Raw genomic sequence first — 21,828 nt, forward strand, 5'->3', positions numbered from 1 at the left:
GCAATCTAGTGGCGCGTCTTGTTGTCCTTCGAGGAAACGAGCACCGGGCCGCCCGAACGCGGCGGCTCGTTCTCGTTCATGATGCCGAGACGGCGCGCCACTTCCTGGTAGGCCTCGACGAGACCGCCCATGTCGCGGCGGAACCGGTCCTTGTCCATCTTGTCCTGGGTGACCGTGTCCCACAGCCGGCACGAATCAGGCGAAATCTCATCGGCCACGACGACACGCATCATGTCGTTTTCCCACAGCCGGCCGCATTCGATCTTGAAATCGACGAGCTGGATGCCGACGCCGAGGAACAGGCCGGTGAGGAAGTCGTTGACGCGGATGGCAAGCGCCATCATGTCGTCGATCTCCTGCGGGCTCGCCCAGCCAAACGCGGTGATGTGCTCTTCGGAGACCATCGGGTCGTCCAGCGCGTCGGCCTTGTAGTAGAACTCGATGATCGAGCGCGGCAGGACCGTGCCTTCCTCGATGCCGAGCCGCTTGGCCAGCGAACCGGCGGCGATGTTGCGCACGACGATCTCGAGCGGAATGATCTCGACTTCCTTGATCAGCTGCTCGCGCATGTTGAGGCGGCGGATGAAGTGCGTCGGAATGCCGATGCGGTTCAGATGCTCGAAAATATACTCCGAGATCCGGTTGTTCAGCACACCCTTGCCGTCGACCACCTCGTGCTTCTTCTTGTTGAAGGCGGTGGCGTCGTCCTTGAAGAACTGGATCAGCGTGCCCGGCTCCGGTCCTTCGTAAAGGATCTTGGCCTTGCCTTCGTAGATGCGGCGACGACGGTTCATGGCTTTCCCTGGTGCCTTGACGGGAAAGCTTCGCGAGGAAGCTTCGCGGCGCGGCTTTTCTTGAAGATGCGTTATGTCACGCGGTCTCTAGCGCAAACCCGCCCGCACCACAATTGCCATTTGCTCCTGCCGGCGTCTTTCTCCCATGCGCGGAAACGCGCGCCTGCGCCAAACGAGCGTATTGACCCGGGGCGGGCCTTCTGGTTTTTGCTTTCCAACCCAGTTGTTTCTTCGCATCGCCACGGCGGTGCCCGAGCCGGAGGACGTTAGGATGGCCAATATGAAAGACCGCGAGGACGCGTTCGAAAACAAGTTTGTCCACGATGAAAACATGAAGTTCAGGGCGATGGCGCGCCGCAACAAGATGCTTGGCCTGTGGGCTGCCGAAAAGCTCGGCAAGACCGGCGACGAGGCGGAAGCCTATGCACGCGAAGTGGTCAACTCCGATTTCGAGGAAGCCGGCGACCATGACGTGTTCCGCAAGGTGCGCAAGGATTTCGATGCGGCCGGCGTCGACCAGTCCGACCACCAGCTTCGCCGCACCATGGACGAGTTGCTCAACCAGGCCATCGAGCAGGTGAAAAGCGAGTAGCATCACATGTCGCTCGCTGCACGGCTCGAGGCCGGTGAAACGGTCTTCTCCGCCTGGTCCGGCATTCCCGATTCGCTGACCGTCGAATTGGTTGCCGGGCTCGGCTTCGATGCCGTGACGCTCGACATGCAGCATGGCGGTCATCACGAGGACAGCGTGTTGCGCGGCATCGCCGGGGTCCGTCTGCATGGTGCGCATCCGCTGGTGCGCATTCCCGTCGGGCGGTTCGATATGGCGAGCCGGGCGCTCGATTTCGGCGCCGAAGCGGTGATCGCGCCGATGATCAATACGGTCGAGGACGCGGCAGCCTTCGCCGCGGCGATGAAATACCCGCCCGTTGGCGCCCGTTCCTGGGGGCCAAGCTTCGCCATGCCGCGACAGGGCGCGGCGGACGCGCAGAAATGGCTCGAAACCGCGAATCGCGAAACGCTGGCCTTCGCCATGATCGAGACGCGCGCGGCGCTTGCCGCGGTCGATGCGATCCTGGCTGTCGACGGCATTGACGGCCTGCTGGTCGGGCCGTCGGATTTCTCCATCGCCTGGTCGCAGGGCCGGGTCGTCGATCCTGCGTTGGAAGAGATGATGCCGGCCATAGCGTCGATCGCCGAAAAGGCGCGCGCCGCCGGCAAGCATGCGGCGATCTACGTGGTCGATCCACGGCTCGTCGGACGATACCACACAATGGGCTACCGGCTTTTTGCGCTTGGCTCGGAAGCGGCCTATATGGCGCGCGGCGCCACGGCCATGCTCGACGCCGCACGTGGTTCCATCACGGCGATGGGTTAAAGCTGACGCAGGAAATGCGCGAAGGTCATCGAGCCTTCGGGCCACGGGCCAAAGCCCGATTCGGCATTGATATGGCCAGACTCGCCCGCATCGAGAAACATCGAGCCCCAGGCGGCGGCGATGTCCTTCGCCGTTTCGAAAGCGCTGAAGTGATCGTTGCGGCTGGCGATGGTGATCGACGGAAAGGGCAGTGGATCGCGCGGATAGGGCCCAAACGTCATCAGGTGCTTCGGCCTGATTTTGGGATTGGCCACATCCGGCGGCGCGACGAGGAAGGCGCCGGCCACCGGCTTGCGGAATTCAGGGATCGCCTGGATGGCGGCGGCGACGCCCAGTGAATGGGCGACCAGCACGACCGGCTTCTTTGCCTCGTTGACCGCTTCGGCGACCTTTGCCACCCAATCCTCGCGCACCGGCTTCGACCAGGCGTCCTGCTCGACGCGGCGCGCCGTCGACAGCCGCGATTGCCAGCGCGTCTGCCAGTGCTCCGGTCCCGAATTGGTGTAGCCGGGGATGATGAGAATGTCGGCGTCTGATGCTTTCATGGCCGCGCATGTAGCCATGCGGCGGCGCCGATGCAACCGTTCCAGGACGCGGTGCTCATCAAGTGATAAAATTGAACAAGAATTCTGTATTGGTATCAATATAGTGAACAGGCTGTTCGAAGTCCGGTGCTTGCGGGTGTTGCGAAATAGGTCCAGCTATAGGCGAAACGATGAACCGGTCTAGCGCGATCCGTGACCTGCCGGCAGGTGATTCGATCTGTCAGGATCGAGCCTCAGGAGATTGAAAATGAACGATTTACCCTTCGCAGCAACCCGGCCCGTCAGCGTATCGAGCGTTGGCCTGAAGGCGCGCGACGGCGATGCGCTGGCGAAATTCTACCGCGACACGCTGGGCCTTGCCGAGCTGGCGCGGCAGGCCGGCGTCATTGCCCTGGGCGCCGGCGGGCGTACCCTTCTGGAGATCGAGGAGGACGTCTCGGCCAGCCCGGACAATCCGCGTGAAGCCGGGTTGTTCCACACGGCTTTCCTCCTGCCACAACGTGCCGACCTGGCGCGCTGGGCGCTGTTTGCCCGCGACAGCAATCTGCGGCTGGAAGGCGCTTCCGATCATCTGGTCAGCGAGGCGATCTACCTGTCGGACCCGGAAGGCAACGGCATCGAGATCTACGCCGACCGGGCGCCCGAAAGCTGGTCGAAGACCGCCGAAGGCATCGCCATGGCGACCAATCCGCTCGATTTCCAGAGCCTGCTCGGCACGCTGCCGGATGGCGATCAAGGCTGGCAGGGCGCGCCGGAAAACACGGTGATCGGCCACGTGCACCTGCGCGTCGGCGATCCGGCCGCCGCCGAGGAATGGTGGCATGAAGCCCAGGGCTTCGACACCATGGCGCGCTATGGCGATCAGGCGGTGTTCCTGGCGACGGGCGGCTACCACCACCACATCGGCGCCAATTCCTGGCGCAGCGCCGGCGCAGCAAAGCGCGACCCGCATCGGGCCGGCCTTTCCTGGGTGAAACTGCGCAGCAGCGCCGCCACCGCGCAGAAGGAATTCGCCGATCCGTGGGGCACGCTGATCCGCGTCGCGCCGGCGGTGGCCTGAGGTTTACGCTTCGCCGAACACCCGGCGGAAGATCGTCTCCACATGTTTGGTGTGGTAGCCGATGTCGAACTTGTCGCGGATCTCCTCTTCGGAAAGTGCGGCGCGCACATCTTTGTCCGCCAGCAGTTCTTCCAGGAAGTCCGCGCCCTGTTCCCACACCCGCATGGCGTTGCGCTGCACGAGGCGGTAGGAATCCTCGCGGCTGACGCCTGCCTGGGTCAGCGCCAGAAGCACGCGCTGCGAATGAACGAGGCCGCGGAAGCGATCCATGTTCTTCTGCATGGTCTCAGGATAGACGACCAGCTTTTCCATCATGCCCGTCAGGCGGCCGAGCGCGAAATCGAGCGTCACAGTCGCATCGGGGCCGATCATCCGCTCGACGGAAGAGTGCGAAATGTCGCGCTCATGCCACAGCGCCACATTCTCCATGGCCGGCATCGCATAGGCGCGCACCATGCGGGCAAGGCCGGTCAGGTTTTCCGACAGCACAGGGTTGCGCTTGTGCGGCATGGCCGACGAACCCTTCTGGCCGGGTGAAAAATACTCTTCCGCCTCCAGAACCTCGGTGCGCTGCAAATGGCGCACCTCGGTCGCCAGCCGCTCGATCGACGAGGCGATGACGGCAAGGGTGGCGAAGAACATGGCGTGCCGGTCGCGCGGGATCACCTGGGTGGACACCGGCTCGGGCTTCAGGCCCATCTTGGCCGCCACATGCTCCTCGACACGCGGGTCGATGTTGGCGAAGGTGCCGACGGCGCCGGAAATGGCGCAGGTGGCGATTTCCTCGCGCGCGTGGACGAGCCGTTCGCGGCAGCGCTCGAATTCGGCATAGGCCTGCGCCAGCTTGACGCCGAACGTGGTCGGTTCGGCATGGATGCCATGGCTGCGGCCGATGGTGACGCTGTCCTTGTGCTCGAAAGCGCGCTTCTTGAGCGCGGCAAGCAGCGCGTCGAGATCGGCGAGAAGCAGGTCACTGGCGCGCGCCAGTTGCACATTGAAACAGGTGTCGAGCACGTCGGACGACGTCATGCCCTGATGCACGAAACGCGCTTCCGGACCGACGATTTCGGCCAGATGCGTCAGGAAGGCGATGACGTCGTGCTTGGTCTCGCGTTCGATCTCATCGATGCGGTCGATGTCGAAAACGGCCTTGCCGCCCTTGTCCCAAATGATCTTCGCCGCTTCCTTCGGCACGATGCCGAGTTCGGCCATGGCGTCGGCGGCATGCGCCTCGATTTCGAACCAGATGCGGAACTTGGTCTCGGGCGACCAGATGGCGACCATTTCCGGCCGCGAATAGCGCGGGATCATGCGTGCCTTGCCTTCGTTGCGATTGAGTTGGCGCTTCCGTATCAGAGGTGGACGCTTTGCTCAACGCGGCTTGGCCGCATAGAGGATGCTGAGCAGGAAAAGGGCGGCAAATCCCCAGGGAAAATAGATTCTGAGCCCGAGCACGGCAAACTGATAGAACGCGCCCAGCGTTGTGAAGACGAACTCGAAGGCCCATTGGAGCGACAACAGGTCGCCATGCCATTGCGCGTAATAGATACGGTACTGCAACGCGTAAAGGAGGGCCGTTGCGCCGACCGTGGCGAGGGAAAAGGCGAGGAAAGCAGCGGCAAAACGGGTTTCGGCACGGTCGCCCCGACACAAAATCCGGTAGGCCACATGGCCGATGGGAAAGGCGGTCGCCGCGCCAAGCGCGAAGATCAGCGTGACGGCGGCGGCCCGCCGCGGGGTCTGCCATTCGGACAGCCACAGGAACCCGAAGGCGTTGAGGCCCATCAGCACACCCCAGCCGAGCGCGCCCAGGAGCGCCAGGCGGGGCGAGGGGAGCCATTGGCCGGCGGCGGCGAGCAGGCCGGTCATGTGCGCCGTCGCGAGCTGCCGCGCCGAAAAGTCATCGCCTCAAAGCTGGCCCGTTATGGCGATGAAGCGATGGTCCGGGCCTTCGAAGCCAAGCGCCCGGATGGCGATGATGACGGCAAACACCGGTGCACCGCCGGCCGGATGGAAAGTCTGCACGCCGGCCAGGCTGTAGCCGAGCGGGCAGCCCCGGCTCGTTGGAATGGTGGTGTCTTCGTGCACCACATCGCTCTGCGTACCGGGCGCCACGCCGATGCGCGTCAGGCGAAAGCCCACCGCTTCGCCGAACCCGTGGCACTCGGCGGCATCCGGCATGGGCAGTTCGGCGAGGCGGAACTCGAGCGCATCGTCTATGGCCGGAAAGACCGGCCGTGGGTTGACCTCCAGGCGGAACGGGTCGGTCGAAAGTTCCGTCACGGCGTTCCAGCCGGCGGTGAAGCCGCGGTTTTCGGCAAGGATGGCGTCGTCGATCACCGATTGGCCCTGGGCGCGCGCCTGCGCCCGCGCATCGGCGAGTGCCGCGCCCTCCTGGTCCAGCCTGACACGCACCGGCGTGCCGGGCAGGAAGCTGTCATTGGTCGTGTTGATGTAATAGCGGTTGGCATAGGGAAAACCCGAACCGTCCTGCACGCCGTATTCCTCGAAGGCGAAAATGTCGCCATCGGCGCTGAAGCCGAGCATTTCCACCGTTGCCGTGTCGCCCGCCCGCGCCGCGCCGCAGGCCATCACGAACAGCGCCGCGCCGGCGATGAAACGAAGAAGTCTCATGGTTACGATCCTTTCTTAGTGTCCTGCCCCAGCCAAACCGAAGGTTTGGACTGGGACCAGCAGGCCACTAAAATATTGATTCTAGTGCAACTTTGCTTCAATTGAAATGAATGCAAAGCCTTCATTTCAATTGAAGCTTTGCACCAGCCTTGCGCTCGGCCATCCACCGGCCGGCCCGCGTCTCCCATGCCGGACTTATATCACCTTCAGCCGCTGGTGCCGCGTAAACACCGCGTGCAATGGCGCGCGCCATGGTGCTGGCCGCCGCCGCGCCAAGATCGATCATGTCGGCGAGATCGAGCGGCGTTTGGTTGCGGCCCGTGGCGAGTGCAAAGACCAGATCGCCATCCACCGGCGTGTGCGCCGGCCAGATGGCGCGGGCGAACCCGTCATGGGCGGCGATCGCCAGCCGTTTCGCCGCTGCCTTGTCCAGCTTCGCATCCGTGGCGATCACGCCGATCGTCGTGTTGGAGCCGGCGGCCGCGCGCATCTTGGTGATCACCGCTTGGGCGTCGGCGGGCAGGGGGTGCGGCAGGCCGAGCCCGCCGAATTCATCGCCGATCTCGAATGGTGCCGCCCAGAAATGCGGCGTGTCGCCGATGGTCACCGAACCGACCGCGTTGACGGCCACCAGCGCGCCGACCGTGATGCCGTTGTCGAGCACGGTGGAGGCGGACCCCAGCCCGCCTTTCAGGCCGGCGGTGGTGGCGCCGGCGCCGGCCCCGACGCTGCCGAGCGCGAAATCCTCGCCCGTTGCCATTGCAGCGGCAAAACCATAATCGCGATAGGGCGGGAACCGGCCCCAGTCCTTGTCGCCGCCATTCGGCAGGTCGAACAGGATCGCCGCCGGCACGATGGGCACGCGAAAGCCGAGGATTTCAAATCCCTTGCCCATTTCGCGCAGGGCCGCCTGGACGCCGGCGGCGGCATCGAGGCCGAAGGCGGACCCGCCCGACAGCGTAACGGCATCGACCGCCTCGACCAGATTGTGCGGTTCGAGCAGATCGGTTTCGCGCGTGCCCGGCGCGCCGCCCAGAACCTGGACCCCGGCCACCGCCGGCTGGTCGCAGACGATGGCCGTGACGCCCGACTTGACGACGGCGTCGGAATGGTTGCCGACCGTCAGCCCGGCAACGTCGGTGATCAGGTTGCGCGACCCTGTACGCCACATCCCCGGGCGCCGCATCATTGCACCTCCACGAAGCTTTCGCCGTCGAAGCGGAACAGGCGGTAGAAACCGGTCGTCGCATCGCCCTTGGCGTCGAAGGAGAGGGACCCCAGCGCCGTTGCGAAGGAGCCGGAGGAGAGCGCCGCGCCAACCGCGCCATCGGCGCCCGCATCGCGCATGGCCGCGACGGCGATCTCGGCGGCGGCGAAGCCCGGCAGCACGTAGCCGTCCGGCTCCACCTCAGCCTCGGCCAATGTGGCCAGGGCGTCCTTCGTGGCGATGTCGGCCCAGCGCGGCAGGCCGATCATCAGCGTGCCGACCGCCAGCGGCACCACACTGTCTTCGGCCCGCAGCGCCTCGCCGCCGGCAACCGTAATGGCATAGTCCATGCCTTTGGCGTCGCGCGACAGAATGGCGATGTCGCTGCGGTCTCCGCCGACGAAGATATGCGTGGCGCCGGCGCGCTTCAGCCGTCCCGCCAACCCGATCTGGTTGTCGAGCTGCGGCCGGAACGTGTCGACGAAGACCGGCTTCAACTCGCGCAGTTCGGCGGCGACGCGCAGATTTTCCGCCAGTTCCCGCCCGTAGATCGTGCCATCGTCGACGATGGCGAAAAATACCTCGCGCCAGCGCGGCACGAGAATGGCGGCAATCGCCTCGCGCTCGGCATCGGCACGCGGTGCGATGCGGAACACCGGCCAGCCGGTGCGCTCGCGCTGATCGGTCAGCGTCGCGGTCCGCACACCCGGCGTGACGACCGGGATGCCCGCCTCCTTGAACAGCGGCAGGGCGCTTTCGATGGCGTCCGTGCACAGGAAGCCGATGACGATCCTGACCTTGCGATCGATCAGCATGCGCGCGGCCTCAACGGCGCCCTCGCTGCTGCAGGAGGTGTCTGCCTCGACGATGGCATTCTCCCCCAGGCCCTGGCGTTTCGCCGCCACGCGCGCGCCGTCGAGCATCTGCTGTCCCAGTGCTGCAAATCCGCCGCTCAGCGGTGCGGCCACGCCGATCGACATCTCCTGGGCGCGCGCCTGCAGCGGCCACAGGGCCGCCAGATGAAACAGGACGATGAGAGCGAGGCAACGCATGTCTGGAGATCGATCACCCGGTTGATGGTCACGCAGTAGTGGTGCGATCCCAACAGATGTTGCCATCTGTTGGGAAAAATCGCCCCACCAGATCAATAGCTTGTGGGCTGACTTGTCGAAACAGATGGATACCATCTGTTTCGGTCAGACCGCTAGCATGAGAATCAGGCCGCCCGCACGGCAGCTTAAACCCAAAAGCCGCAGAACTGGTAAAGCGCCATCGCCTCGCCGGCAAGCGGGTCCACGCGGCGGACCATGGCTCGTGGCGTACTGCTTTCTGCCGATTTGGCCTGTCGGCACCGCCGTCTCCTTGGTAAGGCTCTTGTCCAAACCTATATCGCACGTGAAGAGCTGGAAGATTTGATTGTGCTGAAGACCAACGAGATCGAGCCGCGCCATTACCGCGACGCCATGGCCCGCTTTGCCGGCGCCGTGCACGTCGTCACCACCGATGGCCCCGCCGGGCGGCGCGGCGTCACCGCCATCGCCGCCTGTTCGGTCTCCGACAATCCGCCGACCGTGCTCGTCTGCCTCAACCGCGAAAACCCCAACAATGCGTGCTTTGTTGAAAACGGCGTCTTCGCGCTGAACACGCTGGCCGCCGGCCAGGAAGAGATTTCCAACGCTTTCTCAGGCCTCACCGGCCTGCCGCCGGAGGACCGTTTCGGGCTCGCCGAATGGGAAACCATCGCCACGGGTGCGCCGACCCTGCCGGGTTCGGTCGCCGTGTTCGACTGCCACATCGTCGAAACGCTCGATCTGGCGACGCACCGGGTCTATTTCGGCCGCGTCGCGGGTCTCAGCATCGGCGCGAATTTGCGCCCGCTCATCTATCATGATCGCGGTTACCGGGTATTGTAGAGCGACGAGAAACGCACAGGGGCACGATGTCAAACGCAAAACCCCACCGCATGCCGCAATCCATCGACGAGACGCTGGAACTGCTGACCGCCGGCGGCTATGTGGCCGACCGTGCCCTGGCGACGGTCCTGTTCCTCAGCCTGACCATGCAGCGCCCGCTGTTCCTCGAAGGCGAGGCGGGCGTCGGCAAGACCGAGATCGCCAAGGTTCTGGCCGCCGGCCTCGGTCGCCGGCTGATCCGCCTGCAGTGCTATGAGGGCCTCGACGTTTCCTCGGCCGTCTATGAATGGAATTACGCCGCCCAGATGATCGAGATCCGCATGGCGGAAGCCGCCGGCATCCATGACCGCTCGGAGATGGAAAGCGGCGTGTTCTCCGAAAAATACCTGATCCGCCGCCCGGTGCTGGAAGCGCTGGAAGGCGGCATTGGCGGCGCGCCCGTCTTCCTGATCGACGAGCTCGACCGGGCCGACGAGGCGTTCGAGGCCTATCTCCTCGAGGTCCTGTCCGATTACCAGGTCAGCGTTCCCGAACTTGGCACCATCCGCGCCGAGGAGCCGCCGATCGTCGTCATCACCACCAACCGGACGCGCGAGATACACGACGCGCTGAAGCGCCGCTGCCTCTATCACTGGGTCGATTATCCCGACGCCGCGCGCGAACTGGAAATCCTTGTCCGCAAGGCGCCGCATGCCAACCGGCAGCTCGCCGGAGAGGTGGTGGCCTTCGTCCAGAAACTGCGCCAGCTCGACCTTTTCAAGGCCCCCGGCGTTGCCGAGACGCTCGATTGGGCAACCGCGCTGACGGCGCTCGGCAAGGATCGGCTCGACGCCGAGACCATGTCCGACACGATGGGCGTGCTGCTGAAATACCAGGACGACATTGCGCGTCTGGAGGAAGGCGAGGGCCGGCGCATCCTCGACGAGGTGAAGGCCGGTTAGGATGACGCCCGGCAGCGACAGGACAACGACCATGAACCAGCCGCAATCCGCGCGTCTGGCGGACCGGATCGTCGGCTTTGCCCGCATGCTGCGCCGCGCCGGCATGCGTGTCGGTCCGGCCGCCGTGATGGACGCCATCCAGGCCGTGCTCGCGGTCGGCATCGAGCGGCGTGAGGATTTTTACTGGACCCTGCACGCGACGCTGGTCTCGCGCCACGAGGACCATGCGCTGTTCGAGGCGGCGTTCCGTCTCTATTGGGCGCGCCGCGAGGATCGCGACGATGCCGCGGACGACGATGGCGAAGAGGCCGAGGTGCTGCGCGAGAAGCCGCGCGCCGCCGACCGCCGCGCCGAGGATGCGCTGGACGAGGAGCGCCGCGGCATTCTGCGCAAGCGGCCCGAATTCGAGCTCGACGCGCGTCTCTCCTTCACGGCGATGGAGGTTCTGCGCAACAAGGATTTCGCCCAGATGTCGGCGGCGGAACTGGCCGAGGCGCGGCTTGCGCTGCGCGATCTCGTCCTGCCGTTCGACCGGGTGGCGACGCGCCGCTTCAGGCCCGATCCGCACGGCGTCCGTATCGACCCGCGCGCCATGCTGCGTGTCAGTCTCAGGACCGGCGGCGATCTGATCCTGCCCAAATTCCGCTCGCCTCGGCGCGTTTCTCCACCACTGGTCGCACTTGTCGATATCTCCGGCTCGATGAGCCAGTATTCGCGCATCTTCCTGCATTTCCTCCATGCATTGACCGAAAAGCGCCGCCGCGTGGCGAGCTTCACCTTCGGCACGCGGCTCACCAACATCACCCGCCCGCTCACCCGCCGCGATCCCGACGAGGCGCTTGCCGAGGCGTCGAGGGCGGTACGCGACTGGTCGGGCGGCACGCGCATCGGCGCGGCGCTGGAAGAGTTCAACCGCCTGTGGTCGCGCCGCGTTCTGGGGCAGGGGGCGATCGTCCTGCTGATCACCGACGGGCTGGAGCGCGACCACATCGACGTCTTGTCGCGCGAGATGGAGCGGCTGCACAAATCCTGCCGCCGGTTGATCTGGCTCAACCCGCTGCTCGGCTTCGAGGGGTTCGAGCCGCGCGCGCGGGGCATGCGCGCCATGCTGCCGCATGTCGACGAACTGCGCCCGGTCCACACGCTCGACGCGCTGTCGGACCTTTGTGCCGCCCTCGTCGGCACGGCCACGCTCCGCGGGGACTTGGCACCCGGCCATCAGCATGCCCATATGGGAAGTGGGAGAAATGCCTATGTCTGACACAAATGAACAGTTCGGCAAACAAACCCGTCAGGACGATCCGCTGATGATCGCCGAGGACTGGATGAAGGCCGGCCGTGATGTGGCGATCGCCACCGTGGTCGAGACCTGGGGCTCGGCGCCGCGCCCGGTCGGCAGCCATCTGGTGATCGACGCCGAGGGCAATTTCGAAGGCTCGGTCTCCGGCGGCTGCGTCGAGGGCGCTGTCGTGGCCGAGGCCGCCGACGTGCTGGCGCAAGGCACGCCGCGCATGCTCGAATTCGGCGTCGCCGACGAGACCGCCTGGGAAGTTGGTCTGTCCTGCGGCGGCCGCATCAAGGTTTTCGTCGAAAGGCTCGGCTAGTGGATCCGCTGTCGCTGAAAAAACTCAACGCGCTGCGCCGTGAGCGCCGGGCGGCGATCCTGCTGACCGAACTAACCGACGGCCGCGACCGCGTGATCCGCGAGGGCGACCCGGTGGCAGGTAGCCTCGGCGAGGCCGTCGCCCGCGCCTTCCGCTCGGGCCGCTCGGGTGCCGTCGAGATCGACGGCAACAGCTTCTTCCTCAACGTGCACCTGCCGCCGCCGCGCCTGGTGGTGATCGGCGCCGTCCATATCAGCCAGGCGCTGGCGCCGATGGCCCGCATCGCCGGTTTCGACCTGACGATCATCGACCCGCGCACGGCCTTTGCCTCGCCCGACCGCTTCCCCGGCGTCGACCTGCATGCCGAATGGCCCGACGAGGTGCTGAAAAGCGCCCCGCTCGATGCCTATACGGCGCTGGCCGCGCTCACCCACGATCCGAAGATCGACGATCCGGCCATCCTGGCGGCGCTGAAGGCGGAATGTTTTTACATCGGTGCGCTCGGCAGCCGCAAAACCCACGCCAAGCGGGTCGAGCGGCTGATGGCCGCCGGCGCAAAAAGCGAAGCCGTCGCGCGCATCGAAGCGCCCATCGGCCTCGACATCGGGGCGTCGACCCCGGCGGAGATCGCCGTGGCCGTGCTTGGTTCGGTCATCGCCGCGTTGCGCTCGCGCGGGCTGATGGCCAAGGATGGAACTGGCAAGGAACAGGCGGCGTGAAATTCGGGCCGGTTTCCATCGACGATGCGGAAGGCGCGGTTCTGGCGCACGCGACGCTCGCCGGCGACAAGCGGCTGCGCAAGGCGCACCGGCTGACGGCTGAGGACATCGCGTCGTTGAAGGCAGCGGGCGTCGAGACGGTTGTCGCCGCGCGTCTGGCTCCAGGCGATCTCGGCGAGGATGCGGCGGCCGAACGGCTGGCGCGCCTCTTCGTCACGCCGGGCATCAATGCGCGTGCGCCCTCGACGGGGCGGGTCAATCTCTACGCGGTCACCGCCGGCCTGTTCACCGTCGACAAGGCGGTGATCGACGCCTTCAACCGGGTCGATCCGGCGATCACCATCGCCACCTTGTCGCCTTTCGCCGCCGTCGGCGCCGGGCAGATGGTGGCGACCGTCAAGATCATCCCCTTCGCCGTTGCCGAAGCGCGCGTCGCCGAAGCCGCCGAGACCGTGGCCGGCCGGGAAGCCTTCGCCGTCCGGCCCTTCACGGCCCGGCGTATCGGCGTGGTGCAAACGGTGCTGCCCAGCCTGAAGACGAGCGTGCTCGATAAGACGACGCGCATCACCGCCGAGCGCCTGGCGCGCTCGGGCAGCACGGTGGGCCGCGAATTGCGCCCGATGCACGAGGAAGAGGCCGTCGCTGGCGCCATCGGTGCTCTGGTTGACGAAAGCGATCTCCTGCTGGTGTTCGGTGCTTCGGCGGTCTGCGATGCGGACGACGTGATCCCGGCGGCCATCCGCCGCGCCGGCGGGCATGTCGAGCGTGTCGGCATGCCGGTCGATCCGGGCAACCTTCTGGTGCTGGGCGAGATTGCCGGCAAGCCGGTGATCGGCGCGCCCGGCTGCGCCCGCAGCCCGAAGATCAACGGGTTCGACTGGATTCTCGACCGGCTGATGGCTGACCTCGACGTTTCGGCGTCGGACATGGGAGGCATGGGCGTCGGCGGTCTCCTGGCGGAAATTCCGACCCGCCCGCAGCCGCGCGAAACATTGCGGCAGGCGCGGCCCCTGCCGGTGTGGGGCGTGCTGCTGGCCGCCGGCCAGTCGCGGCGCATGGGCGCGCGCAACAAGCTGCTGGCCGATTTCGCCGGCACGCCCCTGGTGCGCCGCACAGCCATCGAGCTTGCCCGAAGCCATGCCGACGGTGCGGTTGCCGTGCTCGGCCATCAGGCCGACCGTCTGCGCGCCGCGCTGCAGGGGCTCGATCTGCTCGAAGTCGTCAATCCGGCCTATGCGGATGGCCTGTCGACCTCGCTGCGCGCCGGAGTCAAGGCGCTGCCGGAGGATGCCGCCGGCGCCTTGATCGTGCTGGCCGACATGCCCGGCATTGCAGCGAGCGCTCTCGACCGGTTGATCGATGCCTTCCGCAAGGCGGGCGGCAACAGCGTGGTGCGCGCCACGCACAATGGCAAGCGCGGCAATCCCGTGCTTCTGCCGCGCGCCCTGTTTGCCGAGATCGAGCGCCTGCGGGGCGATACGGGCGCCCGTCATGTGGTCGAGCAAGGGCTTTTCGCCGTCATCGACGTGGAGATCGGTGCTGCCGCCCACCTTGACGTGGACACGCCGGAAGCGCTCGAGCAAGCCGGCGGCGTGCTGACTCTATGAGTTCGATTTCTCCTGCAAGCCTTTGTTACTACGTGGTTTTCTTGGCGCTCTTTGCGGCCGCATCACTGCTGCCGGCGCAGGCGCTTGAACTCGTCCCGCAGAAGGATCGCCTGTTTGCCTATCCGGCCCTCTTGTCGTCAAGCGGCGACGGCGCCTACCGCGTCGTCGACTATCGCGAGATGCGCGACATCAACGGGCGCGACGACATTCCCGAAAAGCGGGTCAATGGACGCTACATCTCCACCGGAGTGCGCCGTATGCAGCAGGATCTGGCGCTGGAAACGCCGGTCGGCACCATTCGCCATATCGCCGTTGGCGCGCAGGAAGACGCGAGCGCCATCGTGCTCTACCTGCATGGCCAGGGCGGCAGTCGCCGCCAGGGTGCCGACGATTTCACCTTCGGTGGCAATTTCAACCGCATCAAGAACCTGATGGCCAACAGCGGCGGGCTGTATCTGTCGCCCGACTTTTCCGACTTCGCCGACCAGGGCGCCCGCGAGATCGCCACGCTGATCGCCCATTACGCAGCCCGCTCGCCGGCTGCGCCCGTTTTCGTCGCCTGCGGCTCGATGGGCGGCGCGCTGTGCTGGGCGCTGGCGCGCGATGAAAAAACGGCAAGTCGTCTCGGCGGCCTGTTGCTGTTGGGATCAATGTGGGACGAGGCGTTCTTGAAAAGCCCGGCCTTTGCCGCGCGCGTGCCCGTCTTCTTCGGCCATGGCAGCCGCGACCCGGTGTTCGCCGTCGACAAGCAGGAAGCCTTCTTCAACCGCATCCGCCAGGGCGCGTCGAACTATCCGGCCCGCTTCGTGCGGTTCGAGACCGGCACGCACGGCACGCCGATCCGCATGACCGACTGGCGCGAAACGCTGAACTGGATGCTGGCCAGCCGTTGAGTTCTATCTCTTTGTTTTTCCGCATTTATGCGGACGCCAGGTGATTCCACCTGACTGCAAAATGCTCTACGGCCCGGTGTGGTAGTCGAGCAGGGTGATGGGATCGACCTCGCCATTGTAGGACGCGTCCACGTCATACTTGACCAGCGAGAAACTGCCCTCGCGGAAGATCCACGTGCCGCTTGCCGACGCGTCGCCGATGCCGCGCCATTTGGCATAGGAGGTCAGCGTCAGCGTTTGCGGATCATAGTCGGAATTTACCAGCTGGCGGTCGGCCTTGTAGCCGATGATGCGCACCTCCTCGACCTTGCCGTCGGTGTCGTCGTTCTCGTACTGGACATCGATCTCGGGCGTCGCAAACTGCAACAGCGATACGCTGCCTTCCTCATTTGCCATCAGGTAGACATGCAACGCGTTATAGGCGCCGCGATCGCAATGGAAACGGAACAGACGCGCCTCGTGCTTGGGCGTGTCCTCGCTCTCGTATGAATAGTTGAACGGGATCGAATAGGCCCGTGGTTCGGCCTCCGCCGTATCGCTCGGCGCCGTGCAGGTCTGGCCATAGGCGGAGGCGAACAGCGCCTTGGCATCAGCCAGCACGACATCGCTTTCGACCGGATCACCTTCGCCACAGCTTGCCGGCAGCGCATCCTCCAGGTCGCCTTCGGCAGGCTTCAGCGCGGCCTTTTCGATGTGCATCGGGGTGTAGGGCGTGCCCTGGATCTGCGGGTTGGAGAGGCGCAGCGTGTAGCAGCCGGCAAAAACCTGCTCGCCGCCATCCTTCGCCGTGGCGCGGATCGCCACCGGCAGCGCATAATAGATGCTGCCCGCCGCGCCCTGTGACGTGGTGGTGCCGGTTGCCAGCGTCACACGGTCCGTGTCGGCGAAGCCTTCCTGATAGGTATCGAGGCTGGCGGCCGGCGGTGTCGAGAAATAGTCGAAGGCGCGCGCATATTCCTGGCGATTGACGGCGTTGTACAGGGAGCGCAGCAGCGCCTCCGGGCTCGACCTGTCGTCGAGATAGGCGTCCTGCGCCAATGCCGGCGTCTGCAGGGCGGCGATCAGAACGGCGGTCACGATTGCGGGTCTCGTCATGGGATCTCCTCTGCGTTCGGCGAGCGCGAGCCTATCGGAAGGAACGGCGAATCGGAATCGATAATAAAACCGCCAGCATGGGTGCATTATGTCATCATCCGCGCCGCGTGCATTTCGCCGATGCTTCAAATAGACTGTTGCGCGGCAGATGTTTTTTAACCGCCTGCGGCTAACAATCCGCCTTGGCAGCACAAGGCAGGCCGGCGGTTCAAGGGTGACAAGAGGCATGGCGACGGGGGCGCGCCGCGATTTTGCGGCATTTCTTGACGAGCTTCTGAGCGAGGACACCGAGGACACTGGGGCTGCCGATGTCGCCGGGCCGCCGCGTTCGCTCGACTATCTGTCGGTCGCCGACGAGCTTCATTCCGGCCGCATCAATTTCACCGACAAGCGGGCCGAGGCCGAGTACCGCGCCCATCAGGCCGCGCCGCGCCCGGATGGCGCGCGGCCGCAGAAGCCGCCCAAGCCGGCCGCGAAACTGCCCTCGACGGATCCCGAAAAGATCGCCGAGGAACTGGGCCTTTCCGCGGGGTTCGCTCCGAAAAATCTCGACCGGCTGCGCCGTGACTTCGCTTTCCTCAATCACCCCGACCGGGTGCCGGCGCATCTGCGCGCCAATGCGATGATCCGCATGCAGGTCGCCAACATGCTGATCGACGAGGCGAAGCGAAAGCCGTTTAAGAAGCCGGGGGCCGGTAAAGCCAGGGCATGAGCATGCTGCGGCGCTGCCAGCGCACGAACAGCATGACCGAGACCACCGCCAGGCCGCTGACCAGGCCAAGCCAGATGCCGACGCCGTTGAACTCCAGCGGGAAGGCCAGAACGACGCCGAGCGTCATGCCGATGCCCCAATAGCCCAGCAGCGAATAGATCATCGGCCATTTGGTGTCGTGCAGCCCGCGCAGCATGCCGGCGGCGACCGCCTGCGCGCCGTCAAAAATCTGGAACAGGGCGGCCAGCGCCAGGAAGGACACGGCGAGCTGGATCACCACCTGGTTCTCCGGCAGGTCGAGATCCAGAAACCCGCCGATCAGCACTTTCGGCATCAGGATCATCACCAGCCCCATCAGCGCCATGAAGCCGACGCCGATCACATAGGCCGTCCAGCCGGCGCGGGTGATGGCCTCGGTGCTGCCGGCGCCGAAGGCGCGGCCGACGCGCACCGTGGCGGCCTGGCTAAGCCCCATCGGCACCATGAAGCTGATCGAGGCGATCTGGATGGCGATGGCATGGGCGGCCAGAGCCGGGGCGCTGATCAGGCCCATCAGCAGCGCTGCGGCGTTGAAGATCGTCACCTCGAAGGTCATCGAGCCGGCGATCGGCAGTCCGAGGCGTAAAAGCTCGCGGAAACGCGGCCAGTCGGAACGCCAGAAGCGGCCGAAAAGCTGGAAGCGGCGGAACCGGCGCTCCAGTGACACCACGGCCACCATGCCGAAGAACATCATCGCGCTCGACAGTGTCGTCGCGATGCCCGATCCCGGCACGCCGAGCGCTGGAAAGCCGAGATTGCCGAACATCAGGCACCAATTGGCGAAGACGTTGAAGGCGACCATGATGAACATCATGCCGAGCGCCCAGCCGGGCCGCTCCAGTGCCGAGATGAAGGACCGCAGCACGACATAGCCGAAGAAGGGCAGGGCGGCCCATTGCAGCGAACGCACATAGCTGGCTGCGACCGTGGCCAGTGCCGGGTCCTGTCCCATCCACACGAGGAACGCCTCCGCCTGCCACAGGATCAGCCAGATCGGGATCGACACGGCGACGGCCAGCCACAGCGCCTGGCGCACGGTGCGCCGCACGTCGCGCACCGCATGCAGCTTGCGGCCGAGCGCGCTCGCCATCATCGGCGATGCGGCAAGCAGCAGGCCGAGGCCGAAGATCAGCGGGGCGAAGTAGAGGTTGTAGCCGAGCGTGCCGGCGGCCAGCGCCTGCGGCCCGAGCCGTCCCATCATCATGACGTCCGTGGTGGTCATGGCGATCTGCGCCAGATTGGTCAGCACCATCGGCCAGGCGAGCGCGAGCGTAGCGCGCACTTCCGCGATCCACGGATTGGCCGGCGCGCGAGCGCCGGAGGCAAGCACCGTCATGTCGTCTACCTCGTGACGGCTGGCGGAAGTCTCGACGCCGGCCGAAAACTGACGCGGAAGGAGAATGCCCTCGGCGATCAAACGCTTTTAATGCCTTGCCATCGGCAGGCAAGGCGGATTCGATTGGTCCAGTGGCCTGGCGTCAGCCCCGCGTGCGGCGCGTGCGCCGGCCGGCCGGTGCGCTGGCGGCACCGCTTTGCGCGGCGCTCTTGTTGCGCATCGGGCCGACGCGGGCCTCGATTTCGGCGATGCCCGGGCGCTCCGCCGGCTGCTTGTGCCCGTCCAGCGCGACACGCATGGCGGCCAGATGCTCGAACGAGGTGCCGCAGCAGCCGCCGACGATCTTCGCCCCGCCATCGACGGCCAGACGGACATATTCGCTCATCAGCTCGGGTGTGCCGGAATAATGAACTTCAGTGCCGCGAAACTCGGGAATGCCGCAATTGCCCTTGACCACGATGGTCGCCTCGGGCTTCGCCTCGGACATGTCGAGGAGCGCTGCCAGGATGTCGGGCGCGCCGACGCCGCAATTGGCGCCGACCGCGACCGGCGCATCGGCAAGCCCGTCGACCACGCCGTGGATATCCTTCGGCGCCAGTCCCATCATGGTGCGGCCCGCCGTGTCGAAAGAGCCGGTGTAGGTGTAGGGCATGCCGACCTTGATCGCCGCTTCGGCCGCCGCGCGGATTTCGTCGGGCGCCGACATGGTCTCGATCCAGGCGACCTCCGCGCCGCCGGCCTTCAGGCCCTCCATCTGCTCGGCGAAGGCCGCGACGGCGTCCTCATAGGTCATGGCGCCGAGCGGCACCAGAAGCTCGCCCGTCGGGCCAACCGAGCCGGCGACGATGACGCGCCGCCCGGCCTTGGCCGCCACGGCGCAGGCGATTTCGGCCGCCTTCTTGTTGAGCTCGAAAACCCGGTCCTGCGCATGGTGCAGCTTCAGCCGATGGCGCGTGCCGCCGAAGGAATTGGTCAGGATGATGTCGGCGCCCGCGTCGACGAAGCCCTGGTGCAGGGCCTCGATCTTCTCCGGCGCCTGCTCGTTCCACAATTCCGGCGCGTCGCCCGACTGGAGGCCCATGGCGAACAGGTTCGTGCCTGTTGCCCCGTCTGCGAGCAGGATTCCCTTTTCGGCGATGAGCGCGTCAATGGGGTTTTGCATGGCGGCGGCCTTCGATTTCATCGGAGTTGTTGTCGAAAGATAAGGATATAAACAAGTCTTTATATCAGGTCAATGCAACTGTCTTCTCCGCCGCGCATTTTCTACCCCAGCCGCAGGCCCTTGACGAAGTCGGCCGCCTCATGCGCGTTGATCTCGGCGCCGCGGATCAACCCGTCGAAATGGCGCGTCAGCGTGGTGACCGAACTGGTGGCGCTCAGCACCAGATACATGCCGCCCATGTAGAGCGCGGCCCGGAACGGGCCAAAAATCGTGTACGGCGCCGAGTAGCGCTTGCGCCCATCGTAGAGAAACAGGCGGAAGGTCGGGTAGAGATCGTCGAGCAGCCGCGCCATGTGGACGGTCTGCTCGGCGCGCACATGTTCGGGCAGGTTGCGCCACAGGCCTTCGCCCTTGGCGAACAGTTCCAGCGTCTGGCGCGGCATGCAGACTTCCATGTCGGTCTCCGGACGCCGGTTGTAGTCGACCCGGTATTGCGCCTCGCTGATCTGCGTTGTCCTGCTTTGCGGCATCGCCTCCGCCTCGTAGAGGATGACGGCCTCGGTGCGCAGGAGATCGGGAATGCCGGCCGGCACGTAGCGGATTTTCGTGCCGACCGCTTCTGCGTGCCATTTGGCCAGCAGCGTGTCGTTGAAGCCGCCCTCCGCCTCGGTGATCTCCAGGCTCTGGCGCAATTCCCCGGTGATGCCCTCATCCTGGCTGAGGCCAAGCAGCCAGTCGAGCGACACCTGGTGCTCGGCGGCGATGTTGAGCAGGGTCTCGGCGCGCGGCAGGCGCGCCGAGGTGCCGGAGAGAAGTTGCGACAGGGCCGACCGGTCGATCCCGACAGCGGCGGCGAAGGCCGATTGATTGAGGCCCGAACGCTGCAGCAGGCCCTTGAGCCGCTCGCGGAACGTGCCGGAGAGATCGCGCTTGTCGACGGATGTTCTTTCCATTCGATCCCGGATTCGATGACTTCATCTGGCAAATGTAGCTCTTGGTAAACAAATGATAGGTTGTATGCGCATTGTCAACGTTTTGTGCGCATTCTCGCATTGAGGTCGGCCGGCGCTCCTGACATTCTCCTGTCAGGAATCAGGAGCGCCGCTGTTGCGGGTTTGGGTGCGGCGCAGAATTGGGACAGCAATGAGCATGACGACCAAGCGTCGGGGCGGCGGCCACCCGGCGATTGAATGGCCTACATTTATTCTCGTTTTCGCCTGTTATGGCCTGTGGCTGGCGGCCGGCTGCTTGCTGTGGCCCCAATGGCCTCTGGCGGCGATGGCGCTCCTGACAATCACTGTCGCGCTGCAGTCATCGCTGATGCATGAGTGCCTGCACGGCCACCCGACGCGCAGCGCCCGGTTCAACGAAGCCCTGGTGTTTCTGCCCGTCGGCCTCGTCTATCCCTACCGTCGTTTCAAGGCCCTGCACCTGCGCCATCACGCCGATGAGCGCCTGACCGATCCGTTCGAGGATCCCGAAAGCTATTACAAGGCGCTCTGGCACTACGAGGAACTGCCGCGCTGGGCGCAGGCGGTCCTGACCGTCAACAACACGATGATCGGCCGCTTCGTGCTCGGACCGCTCATCATGAACATCGGCTTCGTCGCGTCCGAGGCGAAGCTGATCGGCCAGGGCGACCGGTCGGTGCGCAAGGCCTGGATCCTGCATCTGGCGGGACTGGCGATCGTCATGCCGCTCATCGCCTATGGGTTTTCCATGCCTTTGTGGCTTTACGTTCTGGTGCCCGCCTGGCTCGGCCAGTCGTTGATTTCCGTGCGCACCTTCGCCGAACACCAATGGTCGGAGCGGCCGGATGGCCGCACCATCATCGTCGAGCGCTCGCCGCTCGCACTCCTCTTCCTCAACAACAACCTGCATCTGGTGCATCACAAGATGCCGACGGCGCCCTGGTATCGTCTGCCGGCGCTGTTCCGCGCCCGCCGCAGGCATTGGCTGGAGATGAATGGCGGCTATGCCTATCCCCATTATTGGGCAATGCTGAAGGACTTCGCCTTCCGCGCCAAGGAGCCGGTGCCGCATCCCGTGCTGCGCCGCGCGGCCGACCAACCGCGCGCCTTCAGCCCACGCGCCCGCGGCCGCTCCATCGGTGGGGCGGGCAGCGTGCCGGTGCCGGCCAAGCCCGCCAAGGAATAGTTTTGCTTGCCATCGCGCCGATTATCGCCGGA

Annotated in this window: 23 protein-coding genes; 12 read left to right on the forward strand and 11 right to left on the reverse strand. The window is 65.5% G+C overall.

Annotation, left to right across the window (positions count from 1 at the left end; translation table 11 throughout):
- Positions 1–5 precede the first annotated feature (5 nt).
- The gene (gene purC, locus AB843_RS16185; protein ID WP_048647906.1) at positions 6–794 is read right to left on the reverse strand and encodes a phosphoribosylaminoimidazolesuccinocarboxamide synthase; all 789 of its coding nucleotides are present in this window, start codon (positions 792–794) and stop codon (positions 6–8) included.
- A 271-nt stretch (positions 795–1,065) separates the two neighbouring features.
- On the opposite strand from purC, the gene AB843_RS16190 reads away from it, so the two are divergent.
- Both AB843_RS16190 and AB843_RS16195 read left to right on the forward strand, forming a co-directional pair.
- Positions 1,066–1,386 carry a DUF1476 domain-containing protein gene (locus AB843_RS16190; RefSeq protein ID WP_048647994.1) on the forward strand — a complete coding sequence of 107 codons (321 nt, stop codon included), beginning with the start codon at positions 1,066–1,068 and terminating at the stop codon, positions 1,384–1,386.
- A gap of 6 nt (positions 1,387–1,392) precedes the next feature.
- Positions 1,393–2,172 (forward strand): HpcH/HpaI aldolase family protein, encoded by a 780-nt coding sequence (locus AB843_RS16195; RefSeq protein WP_048647907.1) that lies wholly within the window; start codon positions 1,393–1,395, stop codon positions 2,170–2,172.
- Here the strand turns inward: AB843_RS16195 and AB843_RS16200 are convergent.
- Entirely contained in the window at positions 2,169–2,717 is a 549-nt protein-coding gene (locus AB843_RS16200; protein WP_048647908.1) for an RBBP9/YdeN family alpha/beta hydrolase, read from the reverse strand. The genes AB843_RS16195 and AB843_RS16200 overlap by 4 nt on opposite strands.
- 247 nt (positions 2,718–2,964) lie before the next feature.
- On the opposite strand from AB843_RS16200, the gene AB843_RS16205 reads away from it, so the two are divergent.
- Entirely contained in the window at positions 2,965–3,777 is an 813-nt protein-coding gene (locus tag AB843_RS16205) for a VOC family protein (protein WP_048647909.1), read from the forward strand.
- Positions 3,778–3,780: 3 nt separating this feature from the next.
- Here AB843_RS16205 and purB read toward each other — a convergent pair whose 3' ends face one another.
- The 5 genes from purB to AB843_RS16230 form a co-directional block, all read right to left on the reverse strand.
- Entirely contained in the window at positions 3,781–5,088 is a 1,308-nt protein-coding gene (gene purB / locus AB843_RS16210; protein WP_048647910.1) for an adenylosuccinate lyase, read from the reverse strand.
- Between the two features lie 60 nt (positions 5,089–5,148).
- Entirely contained in the window at positions 5,149–5,646 is a 498-nt protein-coding gene (locus AB843_RS16215) for a hypothetical protein (RefSeq protein WP_048647911.1), read from the reverse strand.
- Positions 5,647–5,685: 39 nt separating this feature from the next.
- Positions 5,686–6,411: a DUF2259 domain-containing protein gene (locus AB843_RS16220; protein ID WP_048647912.1), complete on the reverse strand. Its 726-nt coding sequence runs from the start codon at positions 6,409–6,411 to the stop codon at positions 5,686–5,688.
- Between the two features lie 121 nt (positions 6,412–6,532).
- Positions 6,533–7,582, reverse strand: coding sequence for a P1 family peptidase (locus AB843_RS16225; RefSeq protein WP_048647913.1), 1,050 nt, complete (start codon positions 7,580–7,582; stop codon positions 6,533–6,535).
- A 14-nt stretch (positions 7,583–7,596) separates the two neighbouring features.
- The gene (locus AB843_RS16230; RefSeq protein WP_048647914.1) at positions 7,597–8,670 is read right to left on the reverse strand and encodes a branched-chain amino acid ABC transporter substrate-binding protein; all 1,074 of its coding nucleotides are present in this window, start codon (positions 8,668–8,670) and stop codon (positions 7,597–7,599) included.
- Between the two features lie 366 nt (positions 8,671–9,036).
- Between AB843_RS16230 and AB843_RS16235 the strand changes: the two genes are divergently transcribed.
- The 7 genes from AB843_RS16235 to AB843_RS16265 are packed head-to-tail and all read left to right on the forward strand — an operon-like array spanning position 9,037 to position 15,295.
- Complete coding sequence (locus tag AB843_RS16235) at positions 9,037–9,531, forward strand: flavin reductase (protein ID WP_048647995.1); 495 nt, start codon at positions 9,037–9,039, stop codon at positions 9,529–9,531.
- 26 nt (positions 9,532–9,557) lie between these two features.
- Positions 9,558–10,472, forward strand: coding sequence for an AAA family ATPase (locus AB843_RS16240; RefSeq protein WP_048647915.1), 915 nt, complete (start codon positions 9,558–9,560; stop codon positions 10,470–10,472).
- Between the two features lie 31 nt (positions 10,473–10,503).
- Positions 10,504–11,733: a vWA domain-containing protein gene (locus tag AB843_RS16245; RefSeq protein ID WP_244468000.1), complete on the forward strand. Its 1,230-nt coding sequence runs from the start codon at positions 10,504–10,506 to the stop codon at positions 11,731–11,733.
- Positions 11,726–12,076, forward strand: coding sequence for an XdhC family protein (locus AB843_RS16250; RefSeq protein WP_048647917.1), 351 nt, complete (start codon positions 11,726–11,728; stop codon positions 12,074–12,076). Before AB843_RS16245 ends, AB843_RS16250 begins: the two co-directional genes overlap by 8 nt.
- On the forward strand, positions 12,076–12,795 hold the full coding sequence (locus AB843_RS16255; RefSeq protein WP_048647918.1) for an XdhC family protein: 720 nt from the start codon (positions 12,076–12,078) through the stop codon (positions 12,793–12,795). The genes AB843_RS16250 and AB843_RS16255 overlap by 1 nt, the downstream gene beginning before the upstream one ends.
- The gene (locus AB843_RS16260; protein WP_048647919.1) at positions 12,792–14,402 is read left to right on the forward strand and encodes an NTP transferase domain-containing protein; all 1,611 of its coding nucleotides are present in this window, start codon (positions 12,792–12,794) and stop codon (positions 14,400–14,402) included. Before AB843_RS16255 ends, AB843_RS16260 begins: the two co-directional genes overlap by 4 nt.
- Positions 14,399–15,295: an alpha/beta hydrolase gene (locus tag AB843_RS16265; protein WP_048647920.1), complete on the forward strand. Its 897-nt coding sequence runs from the start codon at positions 14,399–14,401 to the stop codon at positions 15,293–15,295. The genes AB843_RS16260 and AB843_RS16265 overlap by 4 nt, the downstream gene beginning before the upstream one ends.
- Positions 15,296–15,361: 66 nt before the next feature.
- Here AB843_RS16265 and AB843_RS16270 read toward each other — a convergent pair whose 3' ends face one another.
- Positions 15,362–16,390, reverse strand: a complete 1,029-nt coding sequence (locus AB843_RS16270) for a DUF1176 domain-containing protein (RefSeq protein ID WP_048647921.1) — start codon at positions 16,388–16,390, stop codon at positions 15,362–15,364.
- A gap of 226 nt (positions 16,391–16,616) precedes the next feature.
- Here AB843_RS16270 and AB843_RS16275 point away from each other — a divergent pair, with 226 nt between their 5' ends.
- Positions 16,617–17,102, forward strand: coding sequence for a hypothetical protein (locus tag AB843_RS16275; RefSeq protein WP_048647922.1), 486 nt, complete (start codon positions 16,617–16,619; stop codon positions 17,100–17,102).
- Here AB843_RS16275 and AB843_RS16280 read toward each other — a convergent pair.
- From AB843_RS16280 to AB843_RS16290, 3 genes are all read right to left on the reverse strand, one after another.
- Positions 17,068–18,477 (reverse strand): MATE family efflux transporter, encoded by a 1,410-nt coding sequence (locus AB843_RS16280; protein ID WP_048647996.1) that lies wholly within the window; start codon positions 18,475–18,477, stop codon positions 17,068–17,070. The genes AB843_RS16275 and AB843_RS16280 overlap by 35 nt on opposite strands.
- A 142-nt stretch (positions 18,478–18,619) precedes the next feature.
- Entirely contained in the window at positions 18,620–19,639 is a 1,020-nt protein-coding gene (bmt, locus tag AB843_RS16285; protein ID WP_048647997.1) for a betaine--homocysteine S-methyltransferase, read from the reverse strand.
- 101 nt (positions 19,640–19,740) lie between these two features.
- Positions 19,741–20,592 (reverse strand): helix-turn-helix domain-containing protein, encoded by an 852-nt coding sequence (locus AB843_RS16290; RefSeq protein ID WP_048647923.1) that lies wholly within the window; start codon positions 20,590–20,592, stop codon positions 19,741–19,743.
- A gap of 190 nt (positions 20,593–20,782) precedes the next feature.
- Between AB843_RS16290 and AB843_RS16295 the strand changes: the two genes are divergently transcribed.
- Complete coding sequence (locus AB843_RS16295; RefSeq protein WP_048647924.1) at positions 20,783–21,796, forward strand: fatty acid desaturase; 1,014 nt, start codon at positions 20,783–20,785, stop codon at positions 21,794–21,796.
- Positions 21,797–21,828 lie beyond the last annotated feature (32 nt).

The organism is Nitratireductor soli, assembly GCF_001050155.1.
In the GTDB taxonomy this organism is placed as follows: domain Bacteria; phylum Pseudomonadota; class Alphaproteobacteria; order Rhizobiales; family Rhizobiaceae; genus Nitratireductor; species Nitratireductor soli.